Source organism: Burkholderia sp. Bp8994, assembly GCF_003853805.1.
Taxonomy (GTDB): domain Bacteria; phylum Pseudomonadota; class Gammaproteobacteria; order Burkholderiales; family Burkholderiaceae; genus Burkholderia.
Genome location: NZ_QTQH01000011.1, coordinates 81963 through 108144, shown reverse-complemented (window position 1 = coordinate 108144; position 26182 = coordinate 81963). Strand labels below are relative to the sequence as shown.

Below are 26182 nucleotides of genomic sequence, written 5' to 3'. Positions count from 1 at the left end.
GCTAAACGGGTAAACTGCTCGGATGCAACGAATCACCACCACCGGGCGCGTCAACCTCAGTCACCTGTTCTGGCTGCGCAATCTCGCGATCATCGGCCAGCTCGTGACGATCGGCGTCGTGCAGACCTATTTCGGCGTGCATCTGCCGCTGCCGGCGATGCTGATGGTCATCGCGCTCGAAATCGTTTTCAACGCGCTGACCTGGGTGCGCGTGCTGCGCGCGCGGCCCGAGACCAATTTCGAGCTGCTCGGCCAGCTGTGGGTCGACCTCGGCGCATTGTCGGCGCTGCTGTTCCTGTCGGGCGGCACGACCAACCCGTTCGTGTCGCTGTACCTGCCGTCGCTCGCGATCGCGGCGGCCGTGCTGCCGTGGCACCTGATGATCTGGCTCGCGGCGTTCGCGGTCGCGTGCTACGCGGCGCTCGGCTTCGATTCGGTGCCGCTCAACATGGATAACCCGGCGAACCTGTTCGACTACTACCGCACCGGGATGTGGGCGAACTTCATGGTCAGCGTCGGGCTGATCGCATGGTTCGTCGCGCGCATGTCGAACGCGCTGCGCCAGCGCGATGCGGCGCTCGGCGAGGCGCAGGCGCACCTGCTGCGCGACGAGCGGGCGGTCGCGCTCGGCGTGCAGGCGGCCACCGTCGCGCACGAGATGGGCACGCCGCTGTCGACGATCGCGATGCTCGCGGAGGAACTGCGCGATGCGGCCCGCGCCGATCCGGGGCTCGCGCGCTACGAGGGCGACCTGAAGGTGCTGGAAGAACAGATGACGCTCTGCACGTCGGCGCTCGCGCGGCTGCGCAGCCGCGCGAGCGCGCCGGCGAGCCGTCAGCCGGTGGATGACTGGCTCGACACGTTCGTCGAGCACTGGCGCCTGCGGCATCCGCACGTGCAGTTCGAGCTGCTGGGTGCGCGCCCGTCTGGCGTCGCGCTCGACGACACGGTCGCGGCCGGCCAGATCCTGACGATCCTGCTCGACAATGCCGCGCGGGCGAGCCCGCACCGCGTGACGCTGGCCGCGAAGCTCGCGCACAACGACCGGGCGGGCGACCAGATCGAATTCGAAGTATGCGACGACGGCCCGGGCATTCCGGCCGCATTGCGCGAATCGCTCGGCGCGATGCCGGTCGACAGCACGCAGGGCGGGCACGGGGTCGGCCTGTATCTTGCGTTCAGCGCGGCCGCGCGCCTCGGCGGCGAGGTCGAGCTGTCCGATGTCACGCCGCGCGCGGCGGGCGGCAACGGGCGCGCGGGTGGCGGTGCGAACGGTCACGCCGCTGCTGCGTCGGGCCAGCGCGCGAGCGAACGAGCGGCAGCCGCGCCGGACAGCCGCCCGGCTGGCGTCACCGGCCGCGGCACCCGCGCGGTGCTGCGCCTGCCGGTGGCGCGCGTCACGGCGCCGGCCGCCTCAACCAACACGTAGACGGAGAAACCACATGAGCGAGAACAATTTCCTGGTGATCGACGACAACGAGGTGTTCGCGGGCACGCTCGCGCGCGGCCTCGAGCGCCGCGGCTACGCGGTCCAGCAGGCGCACGACAAGGAGGCGGCGCTGCGGCTCGCGGCCGGCGGCAAGTTCCAGTTCATCACCGTCGACCTGCATCTCGGCGACGATTCGGGGCTGAGCCTGATCGCGCCGCTGTGCGACCTGCAGCCCGACGCGCGGATTCTCGTGCTGACCGGCTACGCGAGCATCGCGACCGCCGTGCAGGCCGTGAAGGAAGGCGCCGACAACTATCTCGCGAAGCCGGCGAACATCGAGTCGATCCTGGCCGCGCTGCAGACCAACGCGAGCGAAGTGCAGGCCGACGAGGCGCTCGAGAATCCGGTCGTGCTGTCGGTCGACCGGCTCGAATGGGAGCACATCCAGCGCGTGCTCGCGGAGAACAACAACAACATTTCGGCAACCGCGCGCGCGCTGAACATGCACCGCCGCACGCTGCAGCGCAAGCTCGCGAAGAAGCCGGTGCGCCAGTAAGCGGTGCGGCGGCAGCGGCCGGCCGCCCCAACGAAAACGGGCGGCCCCGAAGGAGCCGCCCGTTTCGCATTCGCCACCGCGCGCGTTACAGCACGTAGCGCGACAGGTCTTCGTCCTGCGACACTTCGCCGAGCGCACGGTCGACATACTGCGCATCGATCGTCACGCGCTCGCCGGCGTGGTTGCCGGCCGAGAACGACACTTCCTCGAGCAGCTTCTCGATCACCGTGTAGAGCCGGCGCGCACCGATGTTCTCGGTCTTCTCGTTGACCGCGTACGCGATTTCGGCCAGGCGGCGAATGCCGTCTTCGGCGAACTCGAGCTGCACGTCTTCGGTGGCGAGCAGCGCCTGGTACTGTTTGACGAGGCTGGCATCGGTCGCGACGAGGATTGCCTCGAAATCCTTCACCGACAGCGAGTCGAGCTCGACGCGGATCGGGAAGCGGCCCTGCAGTTCGGGAATCAGGTCGCTCGGCTTCGCGAGGTGGAATGCGCCGCTCGCGATGAACAGGATGTGATCGGTCTTCACCATCCCGTACTTCGTGTTGACCGTCGTGCCCTCGACGAGCGGCAGCAGGTCGCGCTGCACGCCCTGGCGCGACACTTCGCCGCCGCTGCCTTCGTTGTTGCGCGACGTGATCTTGTCGATCTCGTCGAGGAACACGATGCCGTTCTGCTCGACGTTCTGCACGGCCTTCGTCTTCACTTCCTCGTCGTTGAGCATCTTCGCCGCTTCCTCGTCGGTCAGCAGCTTCAGCGCTTCCTTGATCTTCACCTTGCGGCGCTGCTTCTTGCCGCTGCCGAGGTTCGAGAACATCGAGCGGATCTGCTCGGTCATTTCTTCCATCCCCGGCGGCGCCATGATGTCCATGCCGGCCGACGGCTGCTCGAGGTCGAGCTCGACTTCCTTGTCGTCGAGCTGGCCTTCGCGCAGGCGCTTGCGGAAGGTCTGGCGCGTCGCGTTGTTGTCGTCGTTCGCGTGGTCGGCATTGCCGCCGAAGCCCACCGCGCGCGGCTGCGGCAGCAGGATGTCGAGGATGCGGTCTTCCGCCTGGTCGGTGGCCTTGCTGCGCACCTTGCGCATCTCGGATTCGCGCGTCTGCTTGACCGAGATCTCGATCAGGTCGCGCACGATGCTGTCGACGTCGCGGCCGACGTAGCCGACCTCGGTGAACTTGGTCGCTTCGATCTTGATGAACGGCGCGTCGGCGAGCTTCGCGAGGCGTCGTGCGATTTCGGTCTTGCCGACGCCCGTCGGCCCGATCATCAGGATGTTCTTCGGCGTGATTTCCTGGCGCAGCGGGTCGGCGACCTGCTGGCGGCGCCAGCGGTTGCGCAGCGCGACCGCGACGGCCTTCTTCGCCTTGGCCTGGCCGATGATGTGCTTGTCGAGTTCCGAGACGATCTCGGCAGGGGTCATGGTGCTCATGGGGCGGTCCTTACTCGATCGTTTCGATGATGCGGTTGTGGTTCGTGTAGATGCACATGTCGCCGGCGATCTCGAGCGACTTCTCGACGATCTCGCGCGGCGACAGCTCGGTGTTCTCCGCGAGCGCGCGGGCCGCGGCCTGCGCATAGGCGCCGCCCGAACCGATCGCGCAGATGCCGCCTTCCGGGTCGAGCACGTCGCCGTTGCCGGTGATCACGAGCGTGGTGGTCGCGTCGGCCGTGATCAGCATCGCCTCGAGGCGGCGCAGCATCCGGTCGGTGCGCCAGTCCTTCGCGAGCTCGACGGCCGCGCGGGTCAGGTTGCCCTGGTGCTTCTCGAGCTTCGCCTCGAAGCGATCGAGCAGCGAGAACGCATCGGCGGTGCCGCCCGCGAATCCGACCAGTACCTGGTTGTTGTAGATCCGCCGCACTTTCCGCGCGCCACCCTTCATGACGATGTTGCCGAGGGTTACCTGGCCGTCGCCGCCGAGCGCGACCTTGTCGCCGCGCCGGACCGAAACGATGGTCGTGCCGTGAAATTGCTCCATCTGCGTTCCTTGAGAAAAACGGGGAAGAGTCGGGCGGCGCGACGCGCCGCCGCGTGAATCCGCAGTGCGCCGGGGAGCGGCCCGGCGCGCGTCCGTTTCATTTTAGGGCGGGCGCCGGGATATCAAGAGGGGGACGCAAATCGGCCGGCGGGCCGGGAACCGGTGCCGGAAAAACAAAAAGCGCGCGGCAGGCCGCGCGCTTTCGGGAAGCAGCGTGTCGGAGCGGAACGCCGCTCGATCAGTCGCCGAACAGCTTTTGGCGCAGCTCGCGGCGCTCTTGCGCCTCGAGCGACAGCGTGGCCGTCGGACGCGCGAGCAGGCGCGGAATGCCGATCGGTTCGCCGGTTTCCTCGCACCAGCCGTAGTCGCCGGAATCGATGCGGGCGAGCGACTGCTGAACCTTCTTGAGGAGCTTGCGTTCGCGATCGCGCGTGCGCAGCTCGAGCGCGTGCTCTTCCTCGATCGTCGCGCGGTCGGCGGGATCGGGGACGATCACCGTCTCGCGCAGGTTCTCGGTCGTCTGGCCTGCGTTCTTGAGGATGTCCGCCTGCAACTGTTCGAGCCGATTTTTGAAGAAGGCGAGCTGATCCTCATTCATGTAATCCTTGTCGCTCATCTTCAGGATTTCGGCTTCGGTCAAGAGTTTCTTCGTCATCTGCTTGCTTCTTCAATGTGCGGCAAATCAGGAGATAGTGCCTGCACTTTGGGATTACCCGCAACTGCCGCTTGCAATCATTTGCGATTTGCCGTCGCGGGGCCGAAAGCCTCTGGAAAACCGGTTCTCAAATACCAGGACAGGCCTGGCGCGGATTTGCGCGCGCGGCGAACCGGTACTGCGCGGCAGATCGCATCGGCCGCGGCCGGGTGGCGGATGGGCGATCCGGCGCGGTTGCGATGCCCGGGTAATGGTTCTGCAAGAACCGGGCCTGTTATTGCCGTACTCCAGCGGGCACGTATTGTAACTGAATCGCAAGCGGGCGCCGTATCGGGTCGATCCCCGTCGGCTGCGCCAATATCTAGAAAATATAACGCGCAAATCGCGAAAAAGCGATGACGGCGAAACCCTGCCCGGAAACGGCACCCCGCAAGCCCCGCGGCCGCCCGCGAAGGCGGCCGCACGGAAGGCCTGCGACACCGGCCCGACCGCTCAGGCGAGGCAGGCGTCGAGGCCGTCGGTGATCAGGTCCTGCGGCAGGTCGACGCCGATGAACACCATCTTGTTGGTCTTCTTCTCGACCGGCAGCCACTTCGCGGCGAGGTCGCTGCCCATCATCTGGTGCACGCCCTGGAACACGACCTTGCGGTCGACGCCCTTCATGTACAGCACGCCCTTGTAGCGCAACATCCGTTCCCCGTAGATCTGCAGGATGCCGCCGAGGAAGTCTTCCAGCTTGTTCGGGTCGAACGGACGGTCGTTGCGGTACACGAACGACTTGATCTTGTCGTCGTGGTGCGCGTGATGATGATGGCCGTGGTCGTGATCGTGCGCGCATTGACCGTGATCGTGGTCGCAATCCGCGTGATCGTGATCATGGTCGTGATCGTGGTGATGGTGCGCGTGGTCGTCCTCGGCGAGGAAGTCCGGGTCGATCTCGAGCTTCGCGTTCAGGTTGAAGCCGCGCAGGTCGAAGATTTCCTTGATGTCGGCTTCGCCAAAATTCACGACCTTGATCGTCGCCTTCGGGTTCATGTGCATCAGGCGGTGCTTGAGCGCCGCGACGGCCTGGTCGTCGACGAGGTCCGACTTCGTGATGAACAGGCGATCGGCGAAGCCGACCTGGCGCTGCACCACTTCGTGTTCGTCGAGCTGCGCGTTCGCATGCTTAGCGTCGACCAGCGTGATGACGGCGTCGAGCAGGAAATCGTCGGCGATCTCGCTGTCGATGAAGAAGGTCTGTGCGACGGGGCCCGGGTTCGCGAGGCCGGTCGTCTCGATCACGATGCGGTCGAAGTCGAGCTTGCCTTCGCGCTTCTTCGCGGCCAGATCGCCGAGCGCGCGGGCGAGGTCGCCGCGGATCGTGCAGCAGATGCAGCCGTTGCTCATCTGGATGATCTGCTCGTTCGTGTCCTGGACGAGGATCTCGTTGTCGATGTTCTCTTCGCCGAACTCGTTCTCGATCACGGCGATCTTCATGCCGTGCTGTTCATTCAGGATGCGCTTGAGCAGCGTCGTCTTGCCGCTGCCGAGGAAGCCGGTGAGGATGGTGACGGGAGTGGCCATGTCGGTCGCCTGTGGTTCGTGAATCGGGGTCAAAACCAGGATGTGTGCGTCGCGCCGTCGACTCGCGAGCCGGGGCGCACAACCATCCATTGAAACATACCTGTCAAGCCCTCGCCCGTCGTCCGGACGACAGGCGAGAGCGCGGTTCCGCCAGCGCACGAACGGCCGGCGGACGGGTGTGCGTCTAGATCGGGGCGATCAGACGATTTGCAACAGCAGGCCCTTCAGATATTCGCCTTCCGGGAACGCGGCGAGCAGCGGGTGATCGACGCCCGCGCCGAGCCGCTTCAGGATCCGCGCGTCGACCTTCGCGTCGGCAGCCGCGCCCGCGACGATCTTCTGGAACAGGTCCATGTCGATCGCGCCCGAGCACGAGTACGTGAACAGCAGGCCGCCCGGACGCAGCAGCTTGAAGCCGCTCAGGTTGATGTCCTTGTAGGCGCGCGACGCGCGATCGACGCTGTCGCGGGTCGGCGCGAACTTCGGCGGATCGAGCACGATCAGGTCGAAGCGCTCGCCTTCGTCGACGAGGCGGCGCAGCGTCTTGAACGCGTCCGCGTCGAGCCAGGTCGCGCGGTCGGGATCGAAACCGTTCGCGACGACGTTCTGCTGCGCGAGCGCGAGCGCGTCGCCCGACGAATCGATCGACACGACGCGTTTCGCGCCGCCCTTGAGCGCCGCGAGCGAGAAGCCGCCCGTGTAGCAGAAGCAGTTCAGTACGTCGCGGCCGTCCGCGTATTGCGCGACGAGCGCGCGGTTGTCGCGCTGGTCGACGTAGAAGCCGGTCTTGTGGCCGTTCGGCACGTCGACGTGATAACGCACGCCGTTTTCGTTCGCGATCAGCGTAGCGGGCGGCGCGTCGCCGGCGAGCACGCCGGTCGTCTGCGCGAGCCCTTCCTTGTCGCGGATCGACACGTCCGAGCGTTCGTACACGTTCGGGCAGCCGGTCGCGCCGCTGAGCGCCGCGACGATCGCATCCTTCCATGCCTCGACGCCCGCGGCCATGAACTGGCACACGAGCTGGCCGCGCGGCGCGGCGCCCGGCTCCGCCGTGTCCGCGATGTAGTAGTCGACGATCAGCCCCGGCAGCCCGTCGGCTTCGCCGAACACGAGCCGCACCGCGCCCGTGCCCGACACCATCGTCGTGCGGTGCGCGACCGCGCGCTGCACGCGGCGCTTGAAGAAGGCGTGATCGATCGGCTCGTTTTCGTCGAAGCTCCACACGCGCACGCGGATCTGCGACTGCGGGCTGTACGCGCCGCGCGCGAGGAAGCGGCCGTCGTGCGCGCGCACGACCACGGTCGCGCCGGGGGCGGGCGTGCCGTCGACGCGGTCGATCGCATTGGCATAGATCCACGGATGCCGGCGCAGCAGCGATTTTTCCTTGGACGGTCTGAGTGTGACGGTTTGCATGATCGGATCGATTGGGGCCGCGGACGGCGCTGGCCGTTGCCGGCCGCCGCGCGCGGCGGGTAGGGCGGAACGCGCGTCAGTCGCGCTTCTTCGCGCGCGGATGCGCGCTGTCGTAAATTTTCGCGAGATGCTGGAAGTCGAGCGACGTGTAGACCTGCGTGGCGGCGACGCTCGCGTGGCCCAGCAGCTCCTGCACCGCGCGCAGGTCGCCGCTCGACTGCAGCACGTGCGTCGCGAACGAATGGCGCAGCACGTGCGGGTGGACGTTGGCGGGGATGCCCGCGGCCAGCGCCGCGCGCTTCACGCGGTCGCGCACGACGCCCGGCGCCATCCGGTTGCCGCGCACCGACACGAACAGCGGATGCGGATCGTGCTTCACGAATTCGCCGCGCACCGCGAGCCACGCGTTCAGCGCGTCGATCGCCTTGCGGCCGACCGGCACCTTGCGCTCCTTGTTGCCCTTGCCGCGCACGGTGACTTCGGCTTCGGCGAGATCGAGCCAGCCGGCCGAGCGGTAGCCGTCGGCCTGCGTATACATGACGTCGAGCCCGACCAGTTCCGCGAGGCGCAGCCCGGACGAATAGAACAGCTCGAGGATCGCGTGATCGCGGATGCCTTCGGTCGTGCCGGCGAGCGGCGTATCCATGAGTGCGACCGCATCGTCGACCGACAGCGCCTTGGGCAGCGATTTCTCGCGTTTGGGCGCGCGCACCCCGGCAACGGGATTCGCGGGCAGCTCGACGCGCTGCGCGAGCCAGCGATAGAACGCACGCCATGCGGAAAGCCGGTGCGAGATCGAGCGAGCGGACAAGCCGCCCGCGTGTGCGCGCACGACCGCGCCGCGCATGTCGGCGGCCGTCAGCGCGTCGAGCGGGCGGCCGGCGGCGAGTTTCTTCAGTTCGTCGAGTTCGTGCGTGTACGCACGCAGCGTGTGTTCCGACAGCTGCCTGACGTGTTTCAGGTTCGACAGGTAGGCGGCGATCGGATCGTCGGTCATCGCGGGAGCGATCTCAATGCGGCAGCAGACGCGTGAGCGCGGCGCTCGCGAGCGTCGCGATCTGCGCGAGGAAGTCGGTCGCCATCCCGTCGTGGAAGCGGCGCGGATCGGGCGAGCCGAGCACGAGCAGGCCGAACGCGGGCGCATCGGTGCCGCCGAGCGGCGCACGCAGCGCGAGCAGCGCGACCGACGTGGCCGCGCCGTCGCCGGCCGGCGCGGCTTCGGCGCCTTCCGCCGCATTCGCGGCCGGCGCCGCGAGCGCGGGCGCGAGCCACTGGGCCGCTTCGAATCCGGTGTTCGCGCCGCAGTACGGCGTCGACAGCCCGTTCGTGAAGAGCCGCACTTCCTCGCCGACCTGGCGCGCGAAATCGGCCTGCGCATAGGTGTCGGCGACGTCCCAAACGCGCAGCGCGGTTTGCGGCACATCGAACACGTCGGCGATGCCTTCGGCGATCGTGCGCGGCAGCGCGTACGGGTCGCGTTCCGCGATCACGCGCGCGGTCCAGCGGCTGAACTTCGCGGACAGGCTGTCGTTCTCGTGGCCGTAGCGCACGAGTTCGGCGAGCCGGCGCTCGAGATGCTTGTTCTTGTCGCGCAGCATCTCCATCTGCCGCTCCTGCAGCGAGATCGCGGCCTTGCCGTGCGGGTTCGCGAGACGGATCGTCGCGAGCAATTCCGCGTGTTGCGCGAAGAATTCGGGATTGGCGAGCAGGTAGTCGGCGACTTCGCGATCGTTCATGTGGCTGGAGCGTTCTTCGGTTATCGGGACGTTGAAGGGTCAGACGTTCAGGTCGATCTCGCCTTCGAACACGGTCGTGGCGGGCCCGGACATCATCAGCGCGGCGGCTTCGTCGCGCGCGCCGCCCCAGCCGATCGTCAGCGTGCCGCCATGCGTGTGCACGGTCACCGGCGAATCGAGCAGGCCGCGCCGGATGCCGGCCGCCACCGCCGCGCACGCGCCGGTGCCGCATGCGAGCGTCTCGCCCGCGCCGCGTTCGTACACGCGCAGCTTCACCTCGCTGCGCGACACGATCTGCATGAAGCCGGCGTTCACGCGCTGCGGGAAGCGGGCGTGGCGCTCGATCAGCGGGCCTTCGTCGAGCACGGGATACGCTTCGACGTCGTCGACGACCTGCACCGCGTGCGGGTTGCCCATCGACACCGTCGAGATCCAGCGCGTGTGGCCGCCGACGTCGAGTGGCCACAGCGTGTCGTTGCCTTCCGTCCGGCCGTCGAGCCCCGCGGCGTCGAACGGCACCTCCGCCGGCGCAAACACGGGCGCGCCCATGTCGACGACGACTTCGCCGTTGTCCTGCATCGTCAACGTGATCAGGCCCTTCATCACCTGCACGCGCACGCTGCGCTTGTCGGTCAGGCCGCGGTCGCTGACGAACTTCACGAAGCAGCGCGCGCCGTTACCGCAGTGTTCGACTTCGCCGCCGTCGCAATTGAAGATCCGGTACTTGAAATCCGCGCCGTCGACGGTCGGTTTCTCGACGAGCAGCAACTGGTCGGCGCCGATGCCGAAGTGTCGGTTGGCGAGCGCGCGCACCTGCGCCTCGGTGAGCGGCGGCAGCGCGCGCGAATAGCTGTCGAGCACGACGAAGTCGTTGCCCGCGCCGTGCATCTTGGTGAACGAGAGTTTCACTGGGTCCGGAATTCCATGGCGAACAGGGCGGCCGGCACGACGGACGCGGCGCGCCGTCATGCCGGGCGGCGTCGTTCGTCGTGCTGATCTCAACCGCAAATGATACATGCAGCCGACAGGGGCGTCCTGCGCGGGCGGGGCGCCGGGTGCCGTTCGGGCGGCGGAGCGCGGCGATGCCGGCCGATCGGCTGACTGGTCGCGTGGGCACCGAGTCGGCAGATTGAGGTGGTGCGGTGTGGCGAGCGTTGTCGGGACAGGTGAATCCGGCGGTACGCGTCGCGCCGTTTCCAGCGCACGGGATTTCGCCGCGTGCGCGTTTTCGTACCGGTCAAATTGACAAATCAATCAGGCGATTCGTATAGTCTGGCTATACGCCATGTGGGCCATGCCGTCGAATCGCACTCGAGTGTGGGAGGCCCATGATCAAGTCATGGCAGCACAAGGGGCTGGAAGCGTTTTTCACGAACGGGAGCAAGGCTGGCATCCGGCCGGATCATGCCCCGAGGTTGCGGCGCCAGCTTGCCCGTCTCGACATGGCGAGCCAGCCGTTCGACATGAACGTACCCGGCTGGCGCCTGCATGGCCTCGCCGGCGGGCTGGAGGGTTACTGCTCGGTGAGCGTGAGCGTCAACTGGCGCCTGACGTTCAGATTCGAGGGCCCGGATGCCGTCCTGGTCAACTATCAAGACTATCACTGAGGTCATTCAACGCCATGACTCGCATCTTCAATCCGCCCCATCCGGGCGAGGCGCTGCGCGACGACGTCTTGCCGGCGCTCGGCCTGACCGTCACCGAAGCCGCCGCGCAGCTCGGCGTCACGCGCGCGGCGCTGTCGCGCATCCTGCACGGCCATGCCGGCATCTCGCCTGAAATGGCGCTGCGTCTCGAAGCGTGGCTGGGCGAGGAAAACGGCGGGAAGGCGGATCTGTGGCTGGCGCAGCAGTCGGCCTACGATCTCTGGCAGGCGCGCGCGAAAGGCGCGCCGAAAGTGGCGAGGGTACAGGCGCGTATCTGACGACGCGCCCGCGGGTTCGACTCAGTAGAGGCTCGGCTCGCCGGGCGGGCGCGTCTTGAAGCGCTTGTGCACCCAGTAATACTGCTCGGGCATCAGCGGAATCTGCTCTTCGAGGAATTCGTTCATCCGCCGCGCGTCGAGATCGTCGTCGCCGGTCGGATAGTGATCCCACGGCTTGAACACCTTCAGCCGGTAACCCTGGTAGTTCGGCAGCACTTCGCCGATGAACGGCACGACCTGCGCGCGGCCCGTCTTCGCGAGCCGGCCGACGGCCGTCAGCGTGCACGCGGGCACGCCGAAGAAGGGTACGAACGTCGAATTGCGCAGCCCGTAGTCCATGTCGGCGCCGAGCATCACCGGCTTGCGGTCGCGCAGCCAGCGCAGCACGACGCGCGCGCTGTCCGCGCGGCCGACCATCTCGGCGTCGAAACGCCCGCGCGCCTTCTTCGCTTCTTCCTCGAGTATCGCATTCGAGAACGGCTGGTACAGCGATCCGCAACGGCGCTGCAGTGAACGGTTCAGCCAGATCGAGCCGGCTTCGATGCCGACGAAATGCAGGCCCAGGAACAGCGTCGGGGGCAGATCGGGGTCCGTGAGATCGACCGCGCTGTCGACCTGGATCAGTTTCGCGAGCTTGCGCTCGGAGCCGAACCACTGGACGCTGCGCTCGACGTAGCTGCGGATCGCGTGGCGGAAATGCCGGCCCGCCACTTCCTCGCGCCGCTCGTCGCTCCAGTCGGGGAAGCAGAGTTTCAGATTGGTATGTACGATGCGCTTTCGCCGGCTGGGAATCTGGTACAGCAGCCAGCCGAGGCCGTCGCCGAACCGTGCGGTCAGACCGTACGGCAGCAGGGCGAGCAGCTTCAGCAAGCCGATGGCGAGGTGCGTGCCGAGGCGGCCTAGCATGCGGAATCTCCGTGGGGCCGGCTGGCCGGCGCGTTGCGAACAGGGGGGTAGGACAGCGGACGATGCAGCACGTGTGGCGCTCTGTGACAATTCACGAAAGCCGCTATAATACGGGCTTCGCCGAGTTAACTGACAACTTGCGGGGCGAAGCCGGCTGGCGCGAAGCGCGCTGCCCGGTCCTGGTAATCCGCTAAAGCGTCGCCGCTTCAGGCCAACGAAGCTGGCTACGTGAAACCCACCGTAACCACACAGGAGCCTGAAAAAGTGGCAAACGATTATCTCTTCACGTCCGAATCCGTCTCCGAAGGCCATCCGGACAAGGTCGCGGACCAAATCTCGGACGCGATTCTCGACGCCATCCTCGAGCAGGACAAATACTCCCGCGTTGCGGCCGAAACGCTGTGCAACACGGGTCTCGTCGTGCTGGCCGGTGAAATCACCACGACGGCCAACATCGACTACATCCAGATCGCGCGCGACACCATCAAGCGCATCGGCTACGACAACACCGACTACGGCATCGACTACAAGGGCTGCGCGGTGCTCGTCGCGTACGACAAGCAGTCACCGGACATCGCGCAGGGCGTCGACCGCGCGCATGACGACAACCTCGATCAAGGCGCGGGCGACCAGGGCCTGATGTTCGGTTACGCATGCGACGAAACGCCGGAACTGATGCCGCTGCCGATCTACCTGTCGCACCGTCTCGTCGAGCGCCAGGCCAGCCTGCGCCGCGACGGCCGCCTGCAGTGGCTGCGCCCGGACGCGAAGTCGCAGGTCACGGTCCGCTACGTCGACGGCAAGCCCGATTCGATCGACACCGTCGTGCTGTCGACGCAGCACGCACCGGACATCGAGCTGCCGGCGCTGCGCGAAGCAGTGATCGAGGAAATCATCAAGCCGACGCTGCCGGCCGACCTGATCAAGGGCGACATCAAGTTCCTGGTGAACCCGACCGGCCGGTTCGTGATCGGTGGCCCGCAGGGCGACTGCGGCCTGACGGGTCGCAAGATCATCGTCGATACCTACGGCGGTGCCGCACCGCACGGCGGCGGCGCGTTCTCGGGCAAGGATCCGTCGAAGGTCGACCGTTCGGCAGCGTATGCCGGCCGTTACGTCGCGAAGAACATCGTCGCGGCAGGTCTCGCATCGCGCGCGCTGATCCAGGTGTCGTACGCGATCGGCGTTGCCGAGCCGACCTCGGTGATGGTCAACACGTTCGGCACGGGCCGCGTGTCGGATGCGGTGATCACGAAGCTCGTCCGCGAGCATTTCGACCTGCGTCCGAAGGGCATCATCAAGATGCTCGACCTGCTGCGCCCGATCTACGAGAAGACGGCCGCTTACGGCCACTTCGGCCGCGACGAGCCGGAATTCTCGTGGGAAGCAACCGACAAGGCACTCGCGCTGGCCGAAGCGGCTGGCGTGGAGCCGACGGCACGCGTCGCATAAGCGTCGTCCGCCTGAAACGAAAAACCCCGGCATGCCGGGGTTTTTTTATGCGCGTCGCGCGCCGGCGGAATGACGCGCGCGCGACGATCGTGGCGGGCAGCGTGCCGCCGGCTCGGCTTCAGCGTGCGCCGAACCCGAACCAGCCGTTGCTGGCCGCGAGGCGGCGCGGGCGATTGACGCGGCGCTGCGGGCCCAGCGTGCGGCGCAGCGCGAGCGCGCGCAGCGACGACGGCTTCTGCAGCAGCGAGCGCAGGCCGGCGCGGCGGGCGAACGCCTGTGCGCTCATCATCGAGAAGAACGCGTGGAACCACGCGCGGATGCCGTCCAGCCGGCTGTGCGCGTGCGTGTGCTCGGCGAGCGCCTGCGTGCGCGCGCGGTGATGGCGCAGCGGGCGGGCGGGAGCGGACGGCACGACGCGCTTCGCAGCGCGGCTGAGACGGGAAGTCAGACGGAATGGCATGTGAACGATGCTTCGCTTGTATGGATGGCGCCCTTGAAGAGCGCACTGGTATGAACGGCCTCGGATGGCGCAACGGATCTTACCGAAAGTCGTTGCGCGCCGCGCCCGCCAGAATTGACAGGCCGCGACAGGCTACCGGGGTTTCATGACGTGCAAAAGTCGCGATAAACCCTTGTGCCGCAAGCGTGTCGTCGCATACCGCCTGTCGCTGAGGCTCGCGCCGCGCCGCACAGTTCCCTTGAGCCAGATCAAATCGGCGATTGGCATGCCCCTGCGTACGACAATGGCGCTGTTCGCGGCATCCGGCGCCGATTTACAATCGTCACATTCACACAATAAACGTCTGGCATCCCATGTCGTCTTCATTGCAGTCGGAATCGATCCGCGCGCAAGTCGCGGAATTGCGCGAACGCGGCTTCGTCGTCGCGCGCGGCCTCGTCGGCGAAGCGCAGTGCGCGACGCTCAAGCGGATCGCGGCGCGCCAGTTGCAGGAAGCGGCGGAGCCGATCGAGTTCGAGGCGGATTTGCGCTACCCGGGCGCGCCCGAGTCGAAGCATGCGCCGGGCGGGCATACGGTGCGGCGGCTGCTGGACGCCTACACGCGCGATCCGGCGTTCGCCGAGCGCGCGATCGCGCCGGAAATCGGCGCGTGGATGCGCGAGTACTTCGGCGAGCAGCCGGTGCTGTCGCGCGCGCATCACAACTGCATGATGACGAAGCATCCGGCGTACGGCAGCCTGACGGGCTGGCATCGCGACTTCCGCTACTGGTCGTTCGAACGCGCGGACATGGTGTCGGTGTGGCTCGCGCTCGGCCCGGAAACGAATGAAAACGGGGCGCTCTGGCTGGTGCCGGGTTCGCACACGGCCGAATTCGGGCCGGAAGCGTTCGACGACGCGAAGTTCTTCCGCAGCGACCTGCCGGAAAACCGCAAGATGATCGACGCGGCAACCTGCCCGCCGCTCCAGACGGGCGACGTCGTGTTTTTCCACTGCAACACGCTGCATTCGGCGGGGCAGAACCGCTCCGACCAGGTGAAGTTCTCGCTCGTCTACACGTATCACGGCGTGAGCAACCGGCCGGTGCCGGGCACGCGTTCGGCGGCGAAGCCGGAAGTGCAGTTCTAGCAGCGGTTCGGGCGGCGCTGCAGCCGCGTCGATGGTTCGATGCGGCGCGGCGGCCGCATGAGCGGATGAAGAAACGGGCGGCCTGGCCGCCCGTTGCGTTTTGTGCGGCCCGCATCACGCGAGGCGGGAACGTCGTCGTGCGTCGCGCGACTGCGTGATCAGCGCTTGTTGGCCGGCATCGCGAGGCCGATCAGGCCGATCAGCATCGCGACGGCGCCGCTGGCGATCAGCAGGATCGTTTTCGTGGCGGGCGAGCCGGTGAAGAAGCGCGACACGTTGTCGTTGATCGAATGGAACGACTGGCCGCCGAAATACAGCAGCACGACGCCGCCGACGAGCAGCGCAACCGAGATGACCCGGGACATACCAACCTCGCTGTAACGGTGATTCGAGACGCCGCAGTGTAGGCGACGCGCGCAGCCGCGTCCATTGCCGTGCGCGCGTCGGCCACGTTCGCTACCATAGCCGTCGTATGTTTCCTTCGCCGCCGGCGCGTGATGTTCGCGCGCGGCGCGCGTCCCTTCCCCGACGTCCTGACGGAACCGACTCATGGCCTACGAAGCAGCTTCCGAACGTTATGCCGACATGCAATACCGCACCTGCGGCAAATCCGGGCTCAAACTGCCCGCCCTGTCGCTCGGCCTGTGGCACAACTTCGGCGACTCGACGCCGATCGCGACGCAGCGCGAGATCCTGCGCACCGCGTTCGACCTCGGCATCAATCACTTCGACCTCGCGAACAACTACGGGCCGCCGTACGGCAGCGCCGAAACCAACTTCGGCCGGCTGCTGAAGGAAGATTTCCGGCCGTACCGCGACGAGCTGCTGATCTCGACGAAGGCCGGCTGGGACATGTGGCCGGGGCCGTACGGCAGCGGCGGCGGGTCGCGCAAGTACGTGCTCGCGAGCCTTGACCAGAGCCTGCAGCGCATGGGCCTCGACTACGTCGACATCTTCTATTCGCACCGCTTCGACGCACACACGCCCCTCGAGGAAACCGCCGGCGCGCTCGCATCGGCCGTGCAGCAGGGCAAGGCGCTGTATATCGGCATCTCGTCGTACTCGGCCGCGAAGACGCGCGAGATGGCCGAACTGCTCGCGCAATACAAGGTGCCGCTGCTGATCCACCAGCCGTCCTACAACATGCTGAACCGCTGGATCGAGCCGGACCTGCTCGGCACGCTCGACGAGATCGGCACGGGCAGCATCGCGTTCACGCCGCTCGCGCAGGGGCTGCTGACGTCGAAATACCTGAACGGCGTGCCGGACGACGCACGCGTGAACAAACCGGGCGGCGGCTCGCTGAAGCAGGATCACCTGAGCGCGGAGAACCTCGAGCACGTGCGCAAGCTCAACGGCATCGCCGAGCGGCGCGGGCAGAGCCTCGCGCAAATGGCGCTCGCGTGGGTGCTGCGCAATGGCCGCGTGACGTCCGCACTGATCGGCGCGAGCCGTGCGGAGCAGGTGCGTGAAAACGTCGGCGCGCTGAAGAATCTCGAATTCTCGGCCGACGAACTCGCGGAGATCGATCGCCACGCGATCGAGGGCGGCATCAATCTGTGGGAAAAGCCGTCCACCGATCAGGCGATCTGACCGGCAGCAACGACCGTCGATACGGGATGCGAAGCATTGCATGCCGTATCGCCGCGCACGCACACACGCCGTCGCGTCGCTGCAATGCAGCGACGTGACCGCCGCGCGCCGACGCGTGGCTAGAGGAGTGCAGGCAGGCCCTCGACGAGCAATACCGCAACGCCGACGCCGAGGATGACGCCGAGCACGCGCAGCAGGTTGTGGCGGAATTCGGTTGCGCACGGCACCGCGCCGAGAAATAGCGCTCCGGCCAGCGCCATCGGAATCAACAGGATGAAGTCGCCGATCGTGAAATAGGTCGTCATGCGTGTCTCCGTAGTCGGCCGGAACAGGCGCATGCGCGTCTTCCAGCCCCATGCCGGGCATTTCTCTTGTTCGGCCGACCGATTCGCGATTGCGAGCGGGTCGGACAGTTCGAGTATAGGCAAGCTCGCCGCGTTTTTCGCTATCCGAACCATTAAAAGTATGCGGAAAACCCCGGGGATTCCGCATTTTTCCCGCGAATTGGACGAATGCCTTGCGCCAGTCTTTCCCGTTCCTTTCGATTGGCGCGGAAACGTCGTACGTGTTCGCTACGGGCTGCCGCACCCGCGGGCGCGGCAGCCCAGCCGCTTACGCGCGATCGGGTTGCGCGCGAACGGCGGGCGTGCGGAACACGAGCGCGAGGCCCCCGACGATCGCCCCCATGCCGGCGAGCGCGAGCGGTTCGGGCCGGTTGCCGAGCCAGAGCGCGTCCATCAGCGTGGTGACGACGGGCACGAGATAGAACAGGCTCGTCACGTTGACGAGATCGCCGCGCTGCATCAACCGGTAGAACAGCAACTGCGCGATCACCGAGATCACGATCCCGAGCCACAGCAGCGGCACGACAAACGCCCAGCCGATCTCGAGCGAGATCGGCCGGAACGGCAGGATCGCCACGCACAGCACGAGGCCGATCGCGTTCTGCAGCGGCAGCACGTCGGCAGGCGCCGCGCGCACGCGCTTTTGCAGCAGCGAGCCGGCGGTCAGCGCGACGAGCGCCGTGAGCGCGCAGGCGACGCCGATGACCGGCAGGCCGGTGCCGCCCACGCCGCGGCACACGACGAGCGCGAGACCAGCCAACGACAGCCCGAGCCCGGCGATACGTATCGGTTGCCAGCGCCGCTCGACGATCGCGAGCGTGAGGATCGGCTGCACGCCGAGGATCGTCGCGAGCACGCCCGGCGCGATCCCGCGATCGAGCGCGAGCAGGTAGAAGATCGAATAGCCGCCCATCATCAGCAGGCCGGTCAGCGCGGCCATGCGGCGCTCGCCGCGTGGCGGCAGCCAGCGTCCGCGCATGACGGCCAGCGCGAGCAGCACGAGTGACGCGAGCGCGAATCGCGTGGTGAGAAAGACGAACGCGGATGCGTGATGCAGACCGAGTTCCGCGAAGATCGCGCCGCTGCTCCACAGCAGGACGAAGAGCGACGTCACGCCATGCGCGGCGAGCGCGTGTTTGAACGAAACCATGTGAATCCACCTGTCGAACGGATCGAAACGTTCCATGTCGCGCGTGCGGGAACGCGTCGTGCGCGATCACGCACGAACGGCCCAAACGGGCAAATGGAAAACGGAAACCGAAAGCCGGCTGGTCAGCCGACGTGTGCCGCCGGCGGGGGCGGCGCGGCGCCGACGCGCGGCGGTGCGACAGGAGGAGGGAGGACCGACGGATGCGCGCACGCCTGCGGCCGCGAGTCGAACTGCGGCCGGGATTTTGCGAGAGCGGACGTGAGCGGATGCATCGTGTCGAAATGCGCTTGAACGCGAATGAACGTCAAAGGTAACGCAAGGCGGCCGTGCAGCGCAACCGCTGGCGCACCGGCACCGCCATACGCTATGGCGCCACGACACTACGACATCACGCCGCACGCCGCGCGCCGGTAGCTTCGTGAGTCTCGTTCGAGGTAGGGGGCGCGGCATTGAGGCGCGAGGCCGCGGGCGTGGTTCCGTTCGCTGCGCTCACGCGAAGTCTCCTCGCGACCGGGCAAAGGGCAGACGATAAGCCTGTCGTGCGATTCGCGTGCGCGCCGCGCGTATGGCCGGATTCGGCGGACAGTCACATTCGACAGGGTATGATGGGGGTATCCGCCCGTGCAAGCGCACGCGCGGCGCAGTGGTTGATTGGAGACATTCGACGAATTCGCGGCACTTCGCCTGCTTCTTCTTCTTTTCGCGCTTCGATAAACCGTGAACAATGGGATCACGCGCAACACCCCGACGAGGGCGGCGCGGATCGTGCATTTGCCGGCTCGCCAGCGAGCCGGGTTTCAAGTTTCAAGAGTGGGGAACCATCATGCATGTCGGGTCGATTGTCTGCACTACCCATATCGCAGTGCCGAAGGGCGCGCGCGGCATCGTTCAGCGCGTTCTGGGCGACATGGCCATGGTGACCTGGTACGCGGGCGTGCCGGGCGAGTCGAAGGAACTCAACACCGAGCCGTTCTTTCTCGAGGACCTGATCGACACCGGCGAATCCGTGCTGCCGGCCGGCGCCGCGATCCACTGAGCGCGCGTGCCGCACCGGGCGCTCGTGTTTCGGCGCGGCTGACGGCACAATGCGGGGCATGAAAGACGACACTTCCGCCCCCGCAGCTCCCGCCGGCCCGCCGTTCGCCGGCCTCACGCCCGAGTGCGTGCTCGACGCGCTCGACAGCGTGCTGATGCCGTCCGGGCTGCGCACCGACGGGCGCCTGCTCGCGCTCAACAGCTACGAGAACCGCGTCTACCAGGTCGGCATCGAAGACGGCCCGCCGGTCGTCGCGAAGTTCTACCGGCCCGCGCGCTGGTCGGACGACGCGATCCTGGAAGAACACGCCTTCGTCGCCGAGCTCGCCGCGCGCGAGATTCCGGCGGTGCCCGCGCGCGCGTTCGACGGCCGCACGCTGCATGCGTTCGACGGCTTCCGCTTCTCGATCTTCGAGCGGCGCGGCGGCCGCGCGCCCGATCTCGACCGCAGCGACACGCTCGAATGGCTCGGCCGCTTCATCGGCCGGATTCACGCGGTCGGCGCGACCGAGCCGTATGTCGCGCGTCCGGTGCTCGACATCCGCACGTTCGGCTACGAGCCGCGCGACTACCTGCTCGCGCACGATTTTCTTCCCGACGATGTCCGGCCCGCCTACGAGACGGCGGTGAACCTCGCGCTCGAAGGCGTCGAGGCCGCGTTCGAGCGTGCGGGCGAGATTCGCCTGCTGCGCACGCACGGCGACTGCCATCCGAGCAACGTGTTGTGGACCGACGCAGGCCCGCATTTCGTCGACTTCGACGATAGCCGGATGGCGCCCGCCGTCCAGGATCTGTGGCTGCTGCTGCCGGGCGATCGCGAAGGCGCGTCGCGCGCGCTCGCGGACCTGCTCGCAGGTTATGAGGACTTCTGCGAATTCGAGCCGCGCGAGCTGCATCTGGTCGAAGCGCTGCGCACGCTGCGCTTGATCCACTACGCGGCCTGGCTGGCGCGCCGCTGGGACGATCCGGCGTTTCCGGCCGCGTTCCCGTGGTTCAACACGCATCGCTACTGGGAAGCACGCGTGCTCGAGCTGCGCGAGCAGATCGGCGCGATGCAGGAAGGGCCGCTCTGGCCCGTGTGACGTGCGACGGCGCGCGCGGCAGCGTCGCCGCGCGGCGTTCGCGGGCGGGCCGGCGCGTGTGGCGCGCGGCCCGCATCGCTCAGAACTTCAGCATCATCCTGATGACCGCGGCGAAGCGCTTGCCGTAAGGCGGTGCGATCAGCCCACGGGTATTCAGGCGCGCCTGCGTGAGCACGGGCTTCATCTTCGAGAACGTCACGAAGCCGTCGTAGCCGTGATACGCGCCCATCCCGCTCGCGCCGACGCCGCCGAACGGCAGGCTGCCGCACGCAATGTGCAGCAGTGCGTCGTTCACCGTCACGCCGCCCGAGATCGTTTCGCGCATCACGCGCTCGACCGTGCCGCCATCCTCGTCGAACAGGTACAGCGCGAGCGGCCGCGGCCGCGCGTTCACGTACGCGATCGCCTCGTCGAGCCGCTCGTACGGCACGAGCGGCAGCAACGGCCCGAAGATTTCCTCCTGCATCAGTTGCGACGCGGCCGGCACGTGCGTGACCGCGCACGGCACGAAGCGGCGTGACGCGGGATCGGACTGCGCGTCCGACAGCGGATGCAATTGCGCGCCTGCCGCCTGCGCGTCGGTCGCCAGTTGCTGCAGCCGGGCGTAATGGCGCGGCGACACGATCGTCGTGTAGTCGCCGTTGGTCGACAGGTCCGGATACAGCTTCGCGAAGCGCGCTCGTGCCCGCTCGATGAACGCGGCTTCCATCCCGCGCGGCAGCAGCACGTAGTCGGGCGCGATGCAGGTCTGGCCCGCGTTCAGCGTCTTGCCGCCGATGATCGCGTCGACGGCCGCATCGAAGCGCGCATTCGGACCGACGATCGCCGGAGACTTGCCGCCGAGTTCGAGCGTGACGGGTGTGAGGTTGTCGGCCGCGGCGCGCATCACATGGCGGCCGACGTGCGTCGACCCGGTGAACAGCAGGTGATCGAACGGCAGCGCGCTGAATGCGGCGCCGATCTCCGCATCGCCGTTCACGACCGCGACGTGGTCGCGCGAGAAGGTCTTCCCGATCAGTTGCGCGAACAGCGCCGACGTGCGCGGCGTCAGTTCGGACATCTTGATGATCGCGCGGTTGCCGGCCGCGAGCGCGCAGATCAGCGGCCCGGCCGCGAGCAGGAGCGGATAGTTCCACGGCACGACGATGCCGACCACGCCGAGCGGCTGCGGCAGCACCTTCGCGCGCGCCGGCCGCAGCCACTTGTTCATCGGCTTGCGGATGGGCTTCATCCAGCGCTTGCCGTGCTTGAGCGCATCGTCGATCTCTTCCTTCGCCATCCAGATTTCCGACAGCAGTACTTCCTGCTTCGCGCGATGCCCGAAGTCGGCGCTGATCGCATCGGCGAGCGCATCCGCGTGATCGAGCAGCATCGTGCGCAGCGCGCGCAGGTGCTGCGCGCGGGTGTCCCACTCCGGATACGGCGCGCGCAGGTAGGCCGCGCGCTGGTCGCGCAGCAGCGACGTCAGCGCATCGACCGACGGCGCCGTTTGCGGGGCCAGTTCGGGCAGGTCGTTCTTCATGTCGTCTACTCCAGTTGGGCGTGGCACGTCGGCCAGCAGTCAGGCCGCACGTACCCGCTCGGCGAGCGTGGTGGGGCGGGTCGGGATGGCGCGCGTCGCGCGGCACGGGGCCGGATGCAATGCACGGTCGAAAACAGGGTGCAACGTGCGGCAAGCGTCGTATCCGCGCGACGGTATTCGTGTTCGAAAACGGGATTGCTCGGGGTGCGCGTGCGGCTCGCTGCGACTTCCGAATGGTGCGCGATCGCGAATTGCCGATGCTTGCCGGCGCACCGAAGCGGCATGACGCGATGCGCGCGACGATGCATGAATCGGCAGGTCGAGCCGCGCATGCGACGCGCCGTTCAAACGGTCGGCGATACGCGGCGTCGTTCGATTTCGACCGGCCGCGCGCACGGTGTTGCACGTCACCGCCAAGGCATCCGTTTGAAATGAAATGCGGGCCGCGCGCGGTGCGTCCGGACAACCCGGTCGGCACGCGGCCTGCAGAACGTCGCGCTGCATCGTCGTCTCCCCAGTTTCGCGACGGCGCGGCTTCTGGCGGCCGCTGCATCGCGTCGAATTCATCGATACATCTTAAATTTAGTTCACGCGGGCGTTTAGAGGAATCGCTCTTGAATCGGCGTGCCGCGCGCGCGACGGCCATTCCTACAATGCCCGAACATTACAAGCGGGAGCCGGGCCGCGCCGGGCGCCGTTCATGACACGAAGGAGACGTGACATGCAATACGACTACATCATCGTCGGCGGAGGATCGGGCGGGTCGAGCCTCGCGAGCCGCCTCGCCGATGCATGCCCCGACGCGACGATCGCGTTGATCGAGACCGGTTCGCACACGGCGCGCAACCTGCTCGTCAACATGCCGGTGGGGATCGCGGCGCTCGTGCCGTTCAAGCTCGGCACGAACTACGGCTACGAGACGGTGCCGCAGCCGGGCCTCGGCGGCCGCCGCGGCTACCAGCCGCGCGGACGCGGGATGGGCGGCTCGAGCGCGATCAACGCGATGATCTACACGCGCGGCCATCCGGGCGACTACGACGAGTGGGCACAACTCGGTGCGACGGGCTGGGGCTGGCAGGACGTGCTGCCGTATTTCCGCCGCGCGGAAGGCAACGCGCGCGGCGCCGACGCCTGGCACGGCGCGGACGGGCCGCTGACGGTGTCCGATCTGCGCTTTCGCAATCCGTTCTCCGAACGATTCATCCAGGCCGCGCACGCGGCCGGTTATCCGCTCAACGACGACTTCAACGGCGCGACGCAGGAAGGCGTCGGCTTCTATCAGGTCACGCATCGCGACGGCTCGCGCTGCAGCGTTGCACGTGCGTACATCTACGACCGTGACCGGCCGAACCTGCATGTGATCACCGATGCGACGGTGCTGCGCGTGGGCTTCGACGGCAGGCGCGCGGTCGGTGTGGTGGTGTCGCGCGACGGACGCGTCGAGACGCTCGGCGCGCGCGCGGAAGTGATCCTGTCGGCCGGCGCGTTCAATTCGCCGCAACTGCTGATGTGCTCGGGGATCGGGCCGGCGGAACAACTGCGCCGGCACGGGATCGCGGTCGTGCAGGACGCACCGGATGTCGGCACCAACCTGATCGACCATATCGACTTCATCATCAACACGCGCGTGAATTCGTCGGAGCTGGTCGGCATCTGCCTGCGCGGGATCGCGAAGATGGCGCCGGCGCTCGCGCGCTATTTCTCGAGCCGCACGGGGATGATGACGAGCAACGTCGCGGAGGCCGGCGGCTTCATCAAGAGCGATCCGTCGCTCGATCGTCCGGACCTGCAACTGCATTTCTGCACGGCGCTCGTCGACGATCACAACCGCAAGATGCACTGGGGCTTCGGTTATTCGCTGCACGTGTGCGCGCTGCGCCCGTTCAGCCGCGGCACGGTCGCGCTCGCGAGCGGCGATGCGCGCGACGCGCCGCTGATCGATCCGCGTTTCTTCAGCGATACGCGCGATCTCGACCTGCTCGTGCGCGGTGCGCAGGCGATGCGCCGGATCCTGTCGCAGGCGCCGCTCGCGTCGCAGGGCGGGCGCGAGTTGTACACGCGCGCGGGCCAGAGCGAAGCCGAGCTGCGCGCGACGATCGTCGCGCACGCCGACACGATCTATCACCCGGTCGGCACCTGCCGGATGGGCTCGGATGCGCGCGCGGTCGTGGATCCGCAACTGCGCGTGCGGGGTGTCGAAAGGCTGCGGGTGGTGGATGCGTCGGTGATGCCGACGCTGATCGGCGGGAACACGAATGCGCCGTCGGTGATGATCGGCGAACGCGCGGCGGACTTCATCGTCGCGGCGCGCCGGGGCAGCGTGCCGCGCGGCGAGGCGGCCGCGGCCGCGCACGGCCGCTGAGCGGCACATACTCGCACGTACCGGCACATACCGGCACGCGAGCGACGCGATGCTCAGGCGAACGTATCGACGAGGCCCGCGCGGCTCACGGTGGCGGCGGCCGATGCGGATTGCGCGGCGTCGACCGGTGCGTCGACGGCTGACGATCCGGCGCGCGCGCGCGGCGACGACCGGCCGCCGGCGAAGCTTTGCTGCGGGTTCTGCTGCTGCGACGCGAAGCCGCCGTCGCTGACCGTCGCGCTGCCCAGGCCGAGCCCGCCCGCTTCCATCGCCTCGCGCAACTTCGGCAGCGCGGCTTCCACCGCGTCACGCACCTGCGCGTGCTGCGATACGAACAGTGCATGCGCGTGGTTGTCCGCGACGCGCAGCACGACCTGCAGCGGGCCGAGGTCCGGCGGGTTCAGCGTCAGCTCGGCGCTCTGCTGGTGCGCATTCGACAGGAACACGACCTTCTGGCTCAGCGCATCCGTCCAGTCGGCGGTGCCGACGTGCGGGGCCAGCACGTGCGGATTGGCCGCGGCGATCGTGCTTGCGGCGGGCGATGCCTGGAGGTTCGCCTGGGCGGCTGCCGCAGCCGTGGCGGCGGCAGCGACCGTTGCGTCGGCGGCCGGGCTGGCGGTTTCTTCGGCGGCCGCGAATGCATGTTGCGCGGCGGGTTGGGCCGTTGCGCCGGCCTGCAGCGGTGCGGCGGCCTGCGTGGCGGGCTGCTGTGTCGCGGGCGCGCCTTTGGCGTCGGCGAGCGCGCGGTCGAAGGTCGGGACCTTCGGCGTCAGCGGGGCGGCGGCCGAGGCCGACGTCGTCGCTGCCGGTGCCGGCGCTGCGGTCGCCGCCGCGCCCGTCGCGGGCATCGCGATCGCGCCCGCACCGCCGGTCAGCTTCGCCAGCGCGGCCTGCAGCGCGTCGCGACCCGACGCGGGGGCAGCCGGCTCGGCGGCCGCATCCTTGCCGGCATGATTCGGCAGCGCGGCCGTGGCGTCGGGCTGGCCGGACACGGCCGTCGTCTGCGCGGCGGCAGCGGTGCTGTCGGCATCGGCCGGCGCCGCGTCGTTCGTGCGAGCCAGCAGTTGCGCCTGCACGGCGGCGGCCGCAGCGAGTGCGGCGGCGTCGGGATTGGGCGTCGCGTTCGCATCGTCGATCGGCTTGTCGTCGCCCGTGCCGTACGGCTTGGTGCCGGCGGCCGGCGTCGCCGACACCTGTTTCGTCGCGGCGTCCGGCATGCCGGCATTCGTCGCGTCGTGCCGCGTGTCGACGCTTTGCTTCAGCGTCTGTGCGAACGGCACGGCGGCCGGGCTGGCGGCGGCATCGTTGCCGGCGGCGGCCGACGAACCCGCGTCGCGGACGGCCTTGAGTGCGGTGCCGGCGGTGTCGAGCAGCGCGCCGAGCAGGGGCAGGGGAGGCATGACGATTCTCTCGTTCGAAAGCGGTGAGCGGCTATGCCGAGCGGGCGGCGTCGGCCCGCATGCGCAGGATCTTCGCGGCGTGTTCGTCGGCGTCGCGCTGTTCGCGCTTCGCGGTACGCTGCGCTTCCTGCGCGACGCCGCGCGCCTGCAGGATTTCGTATGAGCCGACGGTGCGTTTCTTCTGTTGCCAGTTCGGGCGCGCCTCGTCGATGCGGCGTTCAGCTGCGGCCAGCACGTTGCGCTGCTGCGCGATCGCAGCGTCGAGCGTGTCGATGAACGCCTGGAAATTGCGCCAGTTGCCGGCCGGCATCCCGCTCTGCGCGGACTGCGCGAAGCGTGCGTGGTATTCGTCGCGATAGCGCAGCAGCGCATCGAGCTGCTCGGCGGCAGCGGTGCGGTCGCGCTGCGCGGTGCCGAGCTGCTTCGCGGCCGTATCGAGATCTTCCTGCGCGCGGTCGAGCAGCAGTTGAAGGGGAAAGCCGTGTGCCATCGGG

General features: G+C 67.8%; 27 protein-coding genes. 10 read left to right on the top strand and 17 right to left on the bottom strand.

The window, feature by feature from the left end; genetic code table 11:
* Positions 1–22: 22 nt before the first annotated feature.
* Entirely contained in the window at positions 23–1429 is a 1407-nt protein-coding gene (locus DIE04_RS14175) for an ATP-binding protein (protein ID WP_044847840.1), read from the top strand.
* 13 nt (positions 1430–1442) lie between these two features.
* The gene (locus DIE04_RS14170; RefSeq protein WP_044847841.1) at positions 1443–1985 is read left to right on the top strand and encodes a response regulator transcription factor; all 543 of its coding nucleotides are present in this window, start codon (positions 1443–1445) and stop codon (positions 1983–1985) included.
* Positions 1986–2070: 85 nt separating this feature from the next.
* Here the strand turns inward: DIE04_RS14170 and hslU are convergent, their stop codons facing one another.
* The 8 genes from hslU to dapF all read right to left on the bottom strand — a co-directional run bounded on the left by hslU (position 2071) and on the right by dapF (position 10240).
* Positions 2071–3414, bottom strand: a complete 1344-nt coding sequence (gene hslU / locus DIE04_RS14165; protein ID WP_044847842.1) for an ATP-dependent protease ATPase subunit HslU — start codon at positions 3412–3414, stop codon at positions 2071–2073.
* 10 nt (positions 3415–3424) lie between these two features.
* Positions 3425–3961 carry an ATP-dependent protease subunit HslV gene (hslV, locus tag DIE04_RS14160; RefSeq protein WP_006760749.1) on the bottom strand — a complete coding sequence of 179 codons (537 nt, stop codon included), beginning with the start codon at positions 3959–3961 and terminating at the stop codon, positions 3425–3427.
* 238 nt (positions 3962–4199) lie between these two features.
* The gene (gene dksA / locus DIE04_RS14155) at positions 4200–4616 is read right to left on the bottom strand and encodes an RNA polymerase-binding protein DksA (protein ID WP_006477498.1); all 417 of its coding nucleotides are present in this window, start codon (positions 4614–4616) and stop codon (positions 4200–4202) included.
* A gap of 492 nt (positions 4617–5108) precedes the next feature.
* Positions 5109–6182, bottom strand: coding sequence for a GTP-binding protein (locus DIE04_RS14145; RefSeq protein ID WP_124486689.1), 1074 nt, complete (start codon positions 6180–6182; stop codon positions 5109–5111).
* A 198-nt stretch (positions 6183–6380) separates the two neighbouring features.
* A complete protein-coding gene (locus DIE04_RS14140) occupies positions 6381–7595 on the bottom strand; it encodes a class I SAM-dependent rRNA methyltransferase (RefSeq protein WP_124520553.1) in 1215 nt (404 codons plus the stop codon).
* 76 nt (positions 7596–7671) lie between these two features.
* Complete coding sequence (gene xerC, locus DIE04_RS14135) at positions 7672–8592, bottom strand: tyrosine recombinase XerC (RefSeq protein WP_124486688.1); 921 nt, start codon at positions 8590–8592, stop codon at positions 7672–7674.
* A 13-nt stretch (positions 8593–8605) separates the two neighbouring features.
* Entirely contained in the window at positions 8606–9331 is a 726-nt protein-coding gene (locus tag DIE04_RS14130) for a DUF484 family protein (protein ID WP_124486687.1), read from the bottom strand.
* Positions 9332–9370: 39 nt separating this feature from the next.
* Positions 9371–10240, bottom strand: a complete 870-nt coding sequence (gene dapF / locus DIE04_RS14125) for a diaminopimelate epimerase (RefSeq protein WP_124486686.1) — start codon at positions 10238–10240, stop codon at positions 9371–9373.
* 419 nt (positions 10241–10659) lie between these two features.
* Between dapF and DIE04_RS14120 the strand changes: the two genes are divergently transcribed.
* Together DIE04_RS14120 and DIE04_RS14115 are read left to right on the top strand one after the other, a co-directional pair.
* On the top strand, positions 10660–10938 hold the full coding sequence (locus DIE04_RS14120) for a type II toxin-antitoxin system RelE/ParE family toxin (protein ID WP_124486685.1): 279 nt from the start codon (positions 10660–10662) through the stop codon (positions 10936–10938).
* Between the two features lie 14 nt (positions 10939–10952).
* On the top strand, positions 10953–11255 hold the full coding sequence (locus DIE04_RS14115; RefSeq protein WP_044847849.1) for a HigA family addiction module antitoxin: 303 nt from the start codon (positions 10953–10955) through the stop codon (positions 11253–11255).
* Between the two features lie 21 nt (positions 11256–11276).
* Here the strand turns inward: DIE04_RS14115 and lpxL are convergent, their stop codons facing one another.
* Positions 11277–12161: a lauroyl acyltransferase LpxL gene (gene lpxL / locus DIE04_RS14110; protein ID WP_044847850.1), complete on the bottom strand. Its 885-nt coding sequence runs from the start codon at positions 12159–12161 to the stop codon at positions 11277–11279.
* A gap of 264 nt (positions 12162–12425) precedes the next feature.
* On the opposite strand from lpxL, the gene metK reads away from it, so the two are divergent.
* Positions 12426–13613 (top strand): methionine adenosyltransferase, encoded by a 1188-nt coding sequence (gene metK, locus DIE04_RS14105; protein ID WP_044847851.1) that lies wholly within the window; start codon positions 12426–12428, stop codon positions 13611–13613.
* Between the two features lie 118 nt (positions 13614–13731).
* Here metK and DIE04_RS14100 read toward each other — a convergent pair whose 3' ends face one another.
* Complete coding sequence (locus DIE04_RS14100) at positions 13732–14073, bottom strand: hypothetical protein (RefSeq protein ID WP_044847852.1); 342 nt, start codon at positions 14071–14073, stop codon at positions 13732–13734.
* A 353-nt stretch (positions 14074–14426) separates the two neighbouring features.
* On the opposite strand from DIE04_RS14100, the gene DIE04_RS14095 reads away from it, so the two are divergent.
* Positions 14427–15200 carry a phytanoyl-CoA dioxygenase family protein gene (locus DIE04_RS14095; protein ID WP_124486684.1) on the top strand — a complete coding sequence of 258 codons (774 nt, stop codon included), beginning with the start codon at positions 14427–14429 and terminating at the stop codon, positions 15198–15200.
* 158 nt (positions 15201–15358) lie between these two features.
* Here the strand turns inward: DIE04_RS14095 and DIE04_RS14090 are convergent, their stop codons facing one another.
* Positions 15359–15565 carry a DUF3185 family protein gene (locus DIE04_RS14090; RefSeq protein WP_124520552.1) on the bottom strand — a complete coding sequence of 69 codons (207 nt, stop codon included), beginning with the start codon at positions 15563–15565 and terminating at the stop codon, positions 15359–15361.
* 184 nt (positions 15566–15749) lie between these two features.
* On the opposite strand from DIE04_RS14090, the gene mgrA reads away from it, so the two are divergent.
* Positions 15750–16793: an L-glyceraldehyde 3-phosphate reductase gene (gene mgrA / locus DIE04_RS14085; RefSeq protein WP_124486683.1), complete on the top strand. Its 1044-nt coding sequence runs from the start codon at positions 15750–15752 to the stop codon at positions 16791–16793.
* Positions 16794–16912: 119 nt separating this feature from the next.
* Here mgrA and DIE04_RS14080 read toward each other — a convergent pair whose 3' ends face one another.
* Positions 16913–17098 carry a hypothetical protein gene (locus DIE04_RS14080; protein WP_014895742.1) on the bottom strand — a complete coding sequence of 62 codons (186 nt, stop codon included), beginning with the start codon at positions 17096–17098 and terminating at the stop codon, positions 16913–16915.
* Between the two features lie 307 nt (positions 17099–17405).
* Positions 17406–18287, bottom strand: a complete 882-nt coding sequence (locus DIE04_RS14075; RefSeq protein WP_124520551.1) for a DMT family transporter — start codon at positions 18285–18287, stop codon at positions 17406–17408.
* Between the two features lie 823 nt (positions 18288–19110).
* Between DIE04_RS14075 and DIE04_RS14065 the strand changes: the two genes are divergently transcribed.
* Both DIE04_RS14065 and DIE04_RS14060 read left to right on the top strand, forming a co-directional pair.
* Entirely contained in the window at positions 19111–19323 is a 213-nt protein-coding gene (locus DIE04_RS14065) for a hypothetical protein (RefSeq protein WP_011886311.1), read from the top strand.
* Between the two features lie 49 nt (positions 19324–19372).
* Positions 19373–20404, top strand: coding sequence for a serine/threonine protein kinase (locus tag DIE04_RS14060; protein ID WP_124520550.1), 1032 nt, complete (start codon positions 19373–19375; stop codon positions 20402–20404).
* A 79-nt stretch (positions 20405–20483) separates the two neighbouring features.
* On the opposite strand, the gene DIE04_RS14055 is transcribed toward DIE04_RS14060, so the two are convergent.
* Positions 20484–21926, bottom strand: a complete 1443-nt coding sequence (locus DIE04_RS14055; RefSeq protein WP_124486679.1) for a coniferyl aldehyde dehydrogenase — start codon at positions 21924–21926, stop codon at positions 20484–20486.
* Between the two features lie 39 nt (positions 21927–21965).
* On the bottom strand, positions 21966–22430 hold the full coding sequence (locus DIE04_RS14050) for a hypothetical protein (protein WP_124486678.1): 465 nt from the start codon (positions 22428–22430) through the stop codon (positions 21966–21968).
* A 217-nt stretch (positions 22431–22647) separates the two neighbouring features.
* Here DIE04_RS14050 and DIE04_RS14040 point away from each other — a divergent pair, with 217 nt between their 5' ends.
* Positions 22648–24288, top strand: coding sequence for a GMC family oxidoreductase (locus DIE04_RS14040; protein WP_124520549.1), 1641 nt, complete (start codon positions 22648–22650; stop codon positions 24286–24288).
* A gap of 53 nt (positions 24289–24341) precedes the next feature.
* Here the strand turns inward: DIE04_RS14040 and DIE04_RS14035 are convergent, their stop codons facing one another.
* Positions 24342–25688 (bottom strand): flagellar hook-length control protein FliK, encoded by a 1347-nt coding sequence (locus DIE04_RS14035; protein WP_124520548.1) that lies wholly within the window; start codon positions 25686–25688, stop codon positions 24342–24344.
* A gap of 31 nt (positions 25689–25719) precedes the next feature.
* The gene (gene fliJ / locus DIE04_RS14030) at positions 25720–26178 is read right to left on the bottom strand and encodes a flagellar export protein FliJ (protein ID WP_044849246.1); all 459 of its coding nucleotides are present in this window, start codon (positions 26176–26178) and stop codon (positions 25720–25722) included.
* Positions 26179–26182: the final 4 nt, after the last annotated feature.

Coding starts and splice junctions, on each gene's coding strand:
- DIE04_RS14175 (WP_044847840.1), top strand. CDS start 23: ATGCAACGAATCACCACCACCGGGCGCGTCAACCTCAGTCACCTGTTC.
- DIE04_RS14170 (WP_044847841.1), top strand. CDS start 1,443: ATGAGCGAGAACAATTTCCTGGTGATCGACGACAACGAGGTGTTCGCG.
- hslU (WP_044847842.1), bottom strand. CDS start 3,414: ATGAGCACCATGACCCCTGCCGAGATCGTCTCGGAACTCGACAAGCAC.
- hslV (WP_006760749.1), bottom strand. CDS start 3,961: ATGGAGCAATTTCACGGCACGACCATCGTTTCGGTCCGGCGCGGCGAC.
- dksA (WP_006477498.1), bottom strand. CDS start 4,616: ATGACGAAGAAACTCTTGACCGAAGCCGAAATCCTGAAGATGAGCGAC.
- DIE04_RS14145 (WP_124486689.1), bottom strand. CDS start 6,182: ATGGCCACTCCCGTCACCATCCTCACCGGCTTCCTCGGCAGCGGCAAG.
- DIE04_RS14140 (WP_124520553.1), bottom strand. CDS start 7,595: ATGCAAACCGTCACACTCAGACCGTCCAAGGAAAAATCGCTGCTGCGC.
- xerC (WP_124486688.1), bottom strand. CDS start 8,592: ATGACCGACGATCCGATCGCCGCCTACCTGTCGAACCTGAAACACGTC.
- DIE04_RS14130 (WP_124486687.1), bottom strand. CDS start 9,331: ATGAACGATCGCGAAGTCGCCGACTACCTGCTCGCCAATCCCGAATTC.
- DIE04_RS14120 (WP_124486685.1), top strand. CDS start 10,660: ATGATCAAGTCATGGCAGCACAAGGGGCTGGAAGCGTTTTTCACGAAC.
- DIE04_RS14115 (WP_044847849.1), top strand. CDS start 10,953: ATGACTCGCATCTTCAATCCGCCCCATCCGGGCGAGGCGCTGCGCGAC.
- lpxL (WP_044847850.1), bottom strand. CDS start 12,161: ATGCTAGGCCGCCTCGGCACGCACCTCGCCATCGGCTTGCTGAAGCTG.
- DIE04_RS14100 (WP_044847852.1), bottom strand. CDS start 14,073: ATGCCATTCCGTCTGACTTCCCGTCTCAGCCGCGCTGCGAAGCGCGTC.
- DIE04_RS14095 (WP_124486684.1), top strand. CDS start 14,427: ATGTCGTCTTCATTGCAGTCGGAATCGATCCGCGCGCAAGTCGCGGAA.
- DIE04_RS14090 (WP_124520552.1), bottom strand. CDS start 15,565: ATGTCCCGGGTCATCTCGGTTGCGCTGCTCGTCGGCGGCGTCGTGCTG.
- mgrA (WP_124486683.1), top strand. CDS start 15,750: ATGGCCTACGAAGCAGCTTCCGAACGTTATGCCGACATGCAATACCGC.
- DIE04_RS14080 (WP_014895742.1), bottom strand. CDS start 17,098: ATGACGACCTATTTCACGATCGGCGACTTCATCCTGTTGATTCCGATG.
- DIE04_RS14075 (WP_124520551.1), bottom strand. CDS start 18,287: ATGGTTTCGTTCAAACACGCGCTCGCCGCGCATGGCGTGACGTCGCTC.
- DIE04_RS14065 (WP_011886311.1), top strand. CDS start 19,111: ATGCATGTCGGGTCGATTGTCTGCACTACCCATATCGCAGTGCCGAAG.
- DIE04_RS14060 (WP_124520550.1), top strand. CDS start 19,373: ATGCGGGGCATGAAAGACGACACTTCCGCCCCCGCAGCTCCCGCCGGC.
- DIE04_RS14055 (WP_124486679.1), bottom strand. CDS start 21,926: ATGAAGAACGACCTGCCCGAACTGGCCCCGCAAACGGCGCCGTCGGTC.
- DIE04_RS14050 (WP_124486678.1), bottom strand. CDS start 22,430: ATGCAGCGCGACGTTCTGCAGGCCGCGTGCCGACCGGGTTGTCCGGAC.
- DIE04_RS14040 (WP_124520549.1), top strand. CDS start 22,648: ATGCAATACGACTACATCATCGTCGGCGGAGGATCGGGCGGGTCGAGC.
- DIE04_RS14035 (WP_124520548.1), bottom strand. CDS start 25,688: ATGCCTCCCCTGCCCCTGCTCGGCGCGCTGCTCGACACCGCCGGCACC.
- fliJ (WP_044849246.1), bottom strand. CDS start 26,178: ATGGCACACGGCTTTCCCCTTCAACTGCTGCTCGACCGCGCGCAGGAA.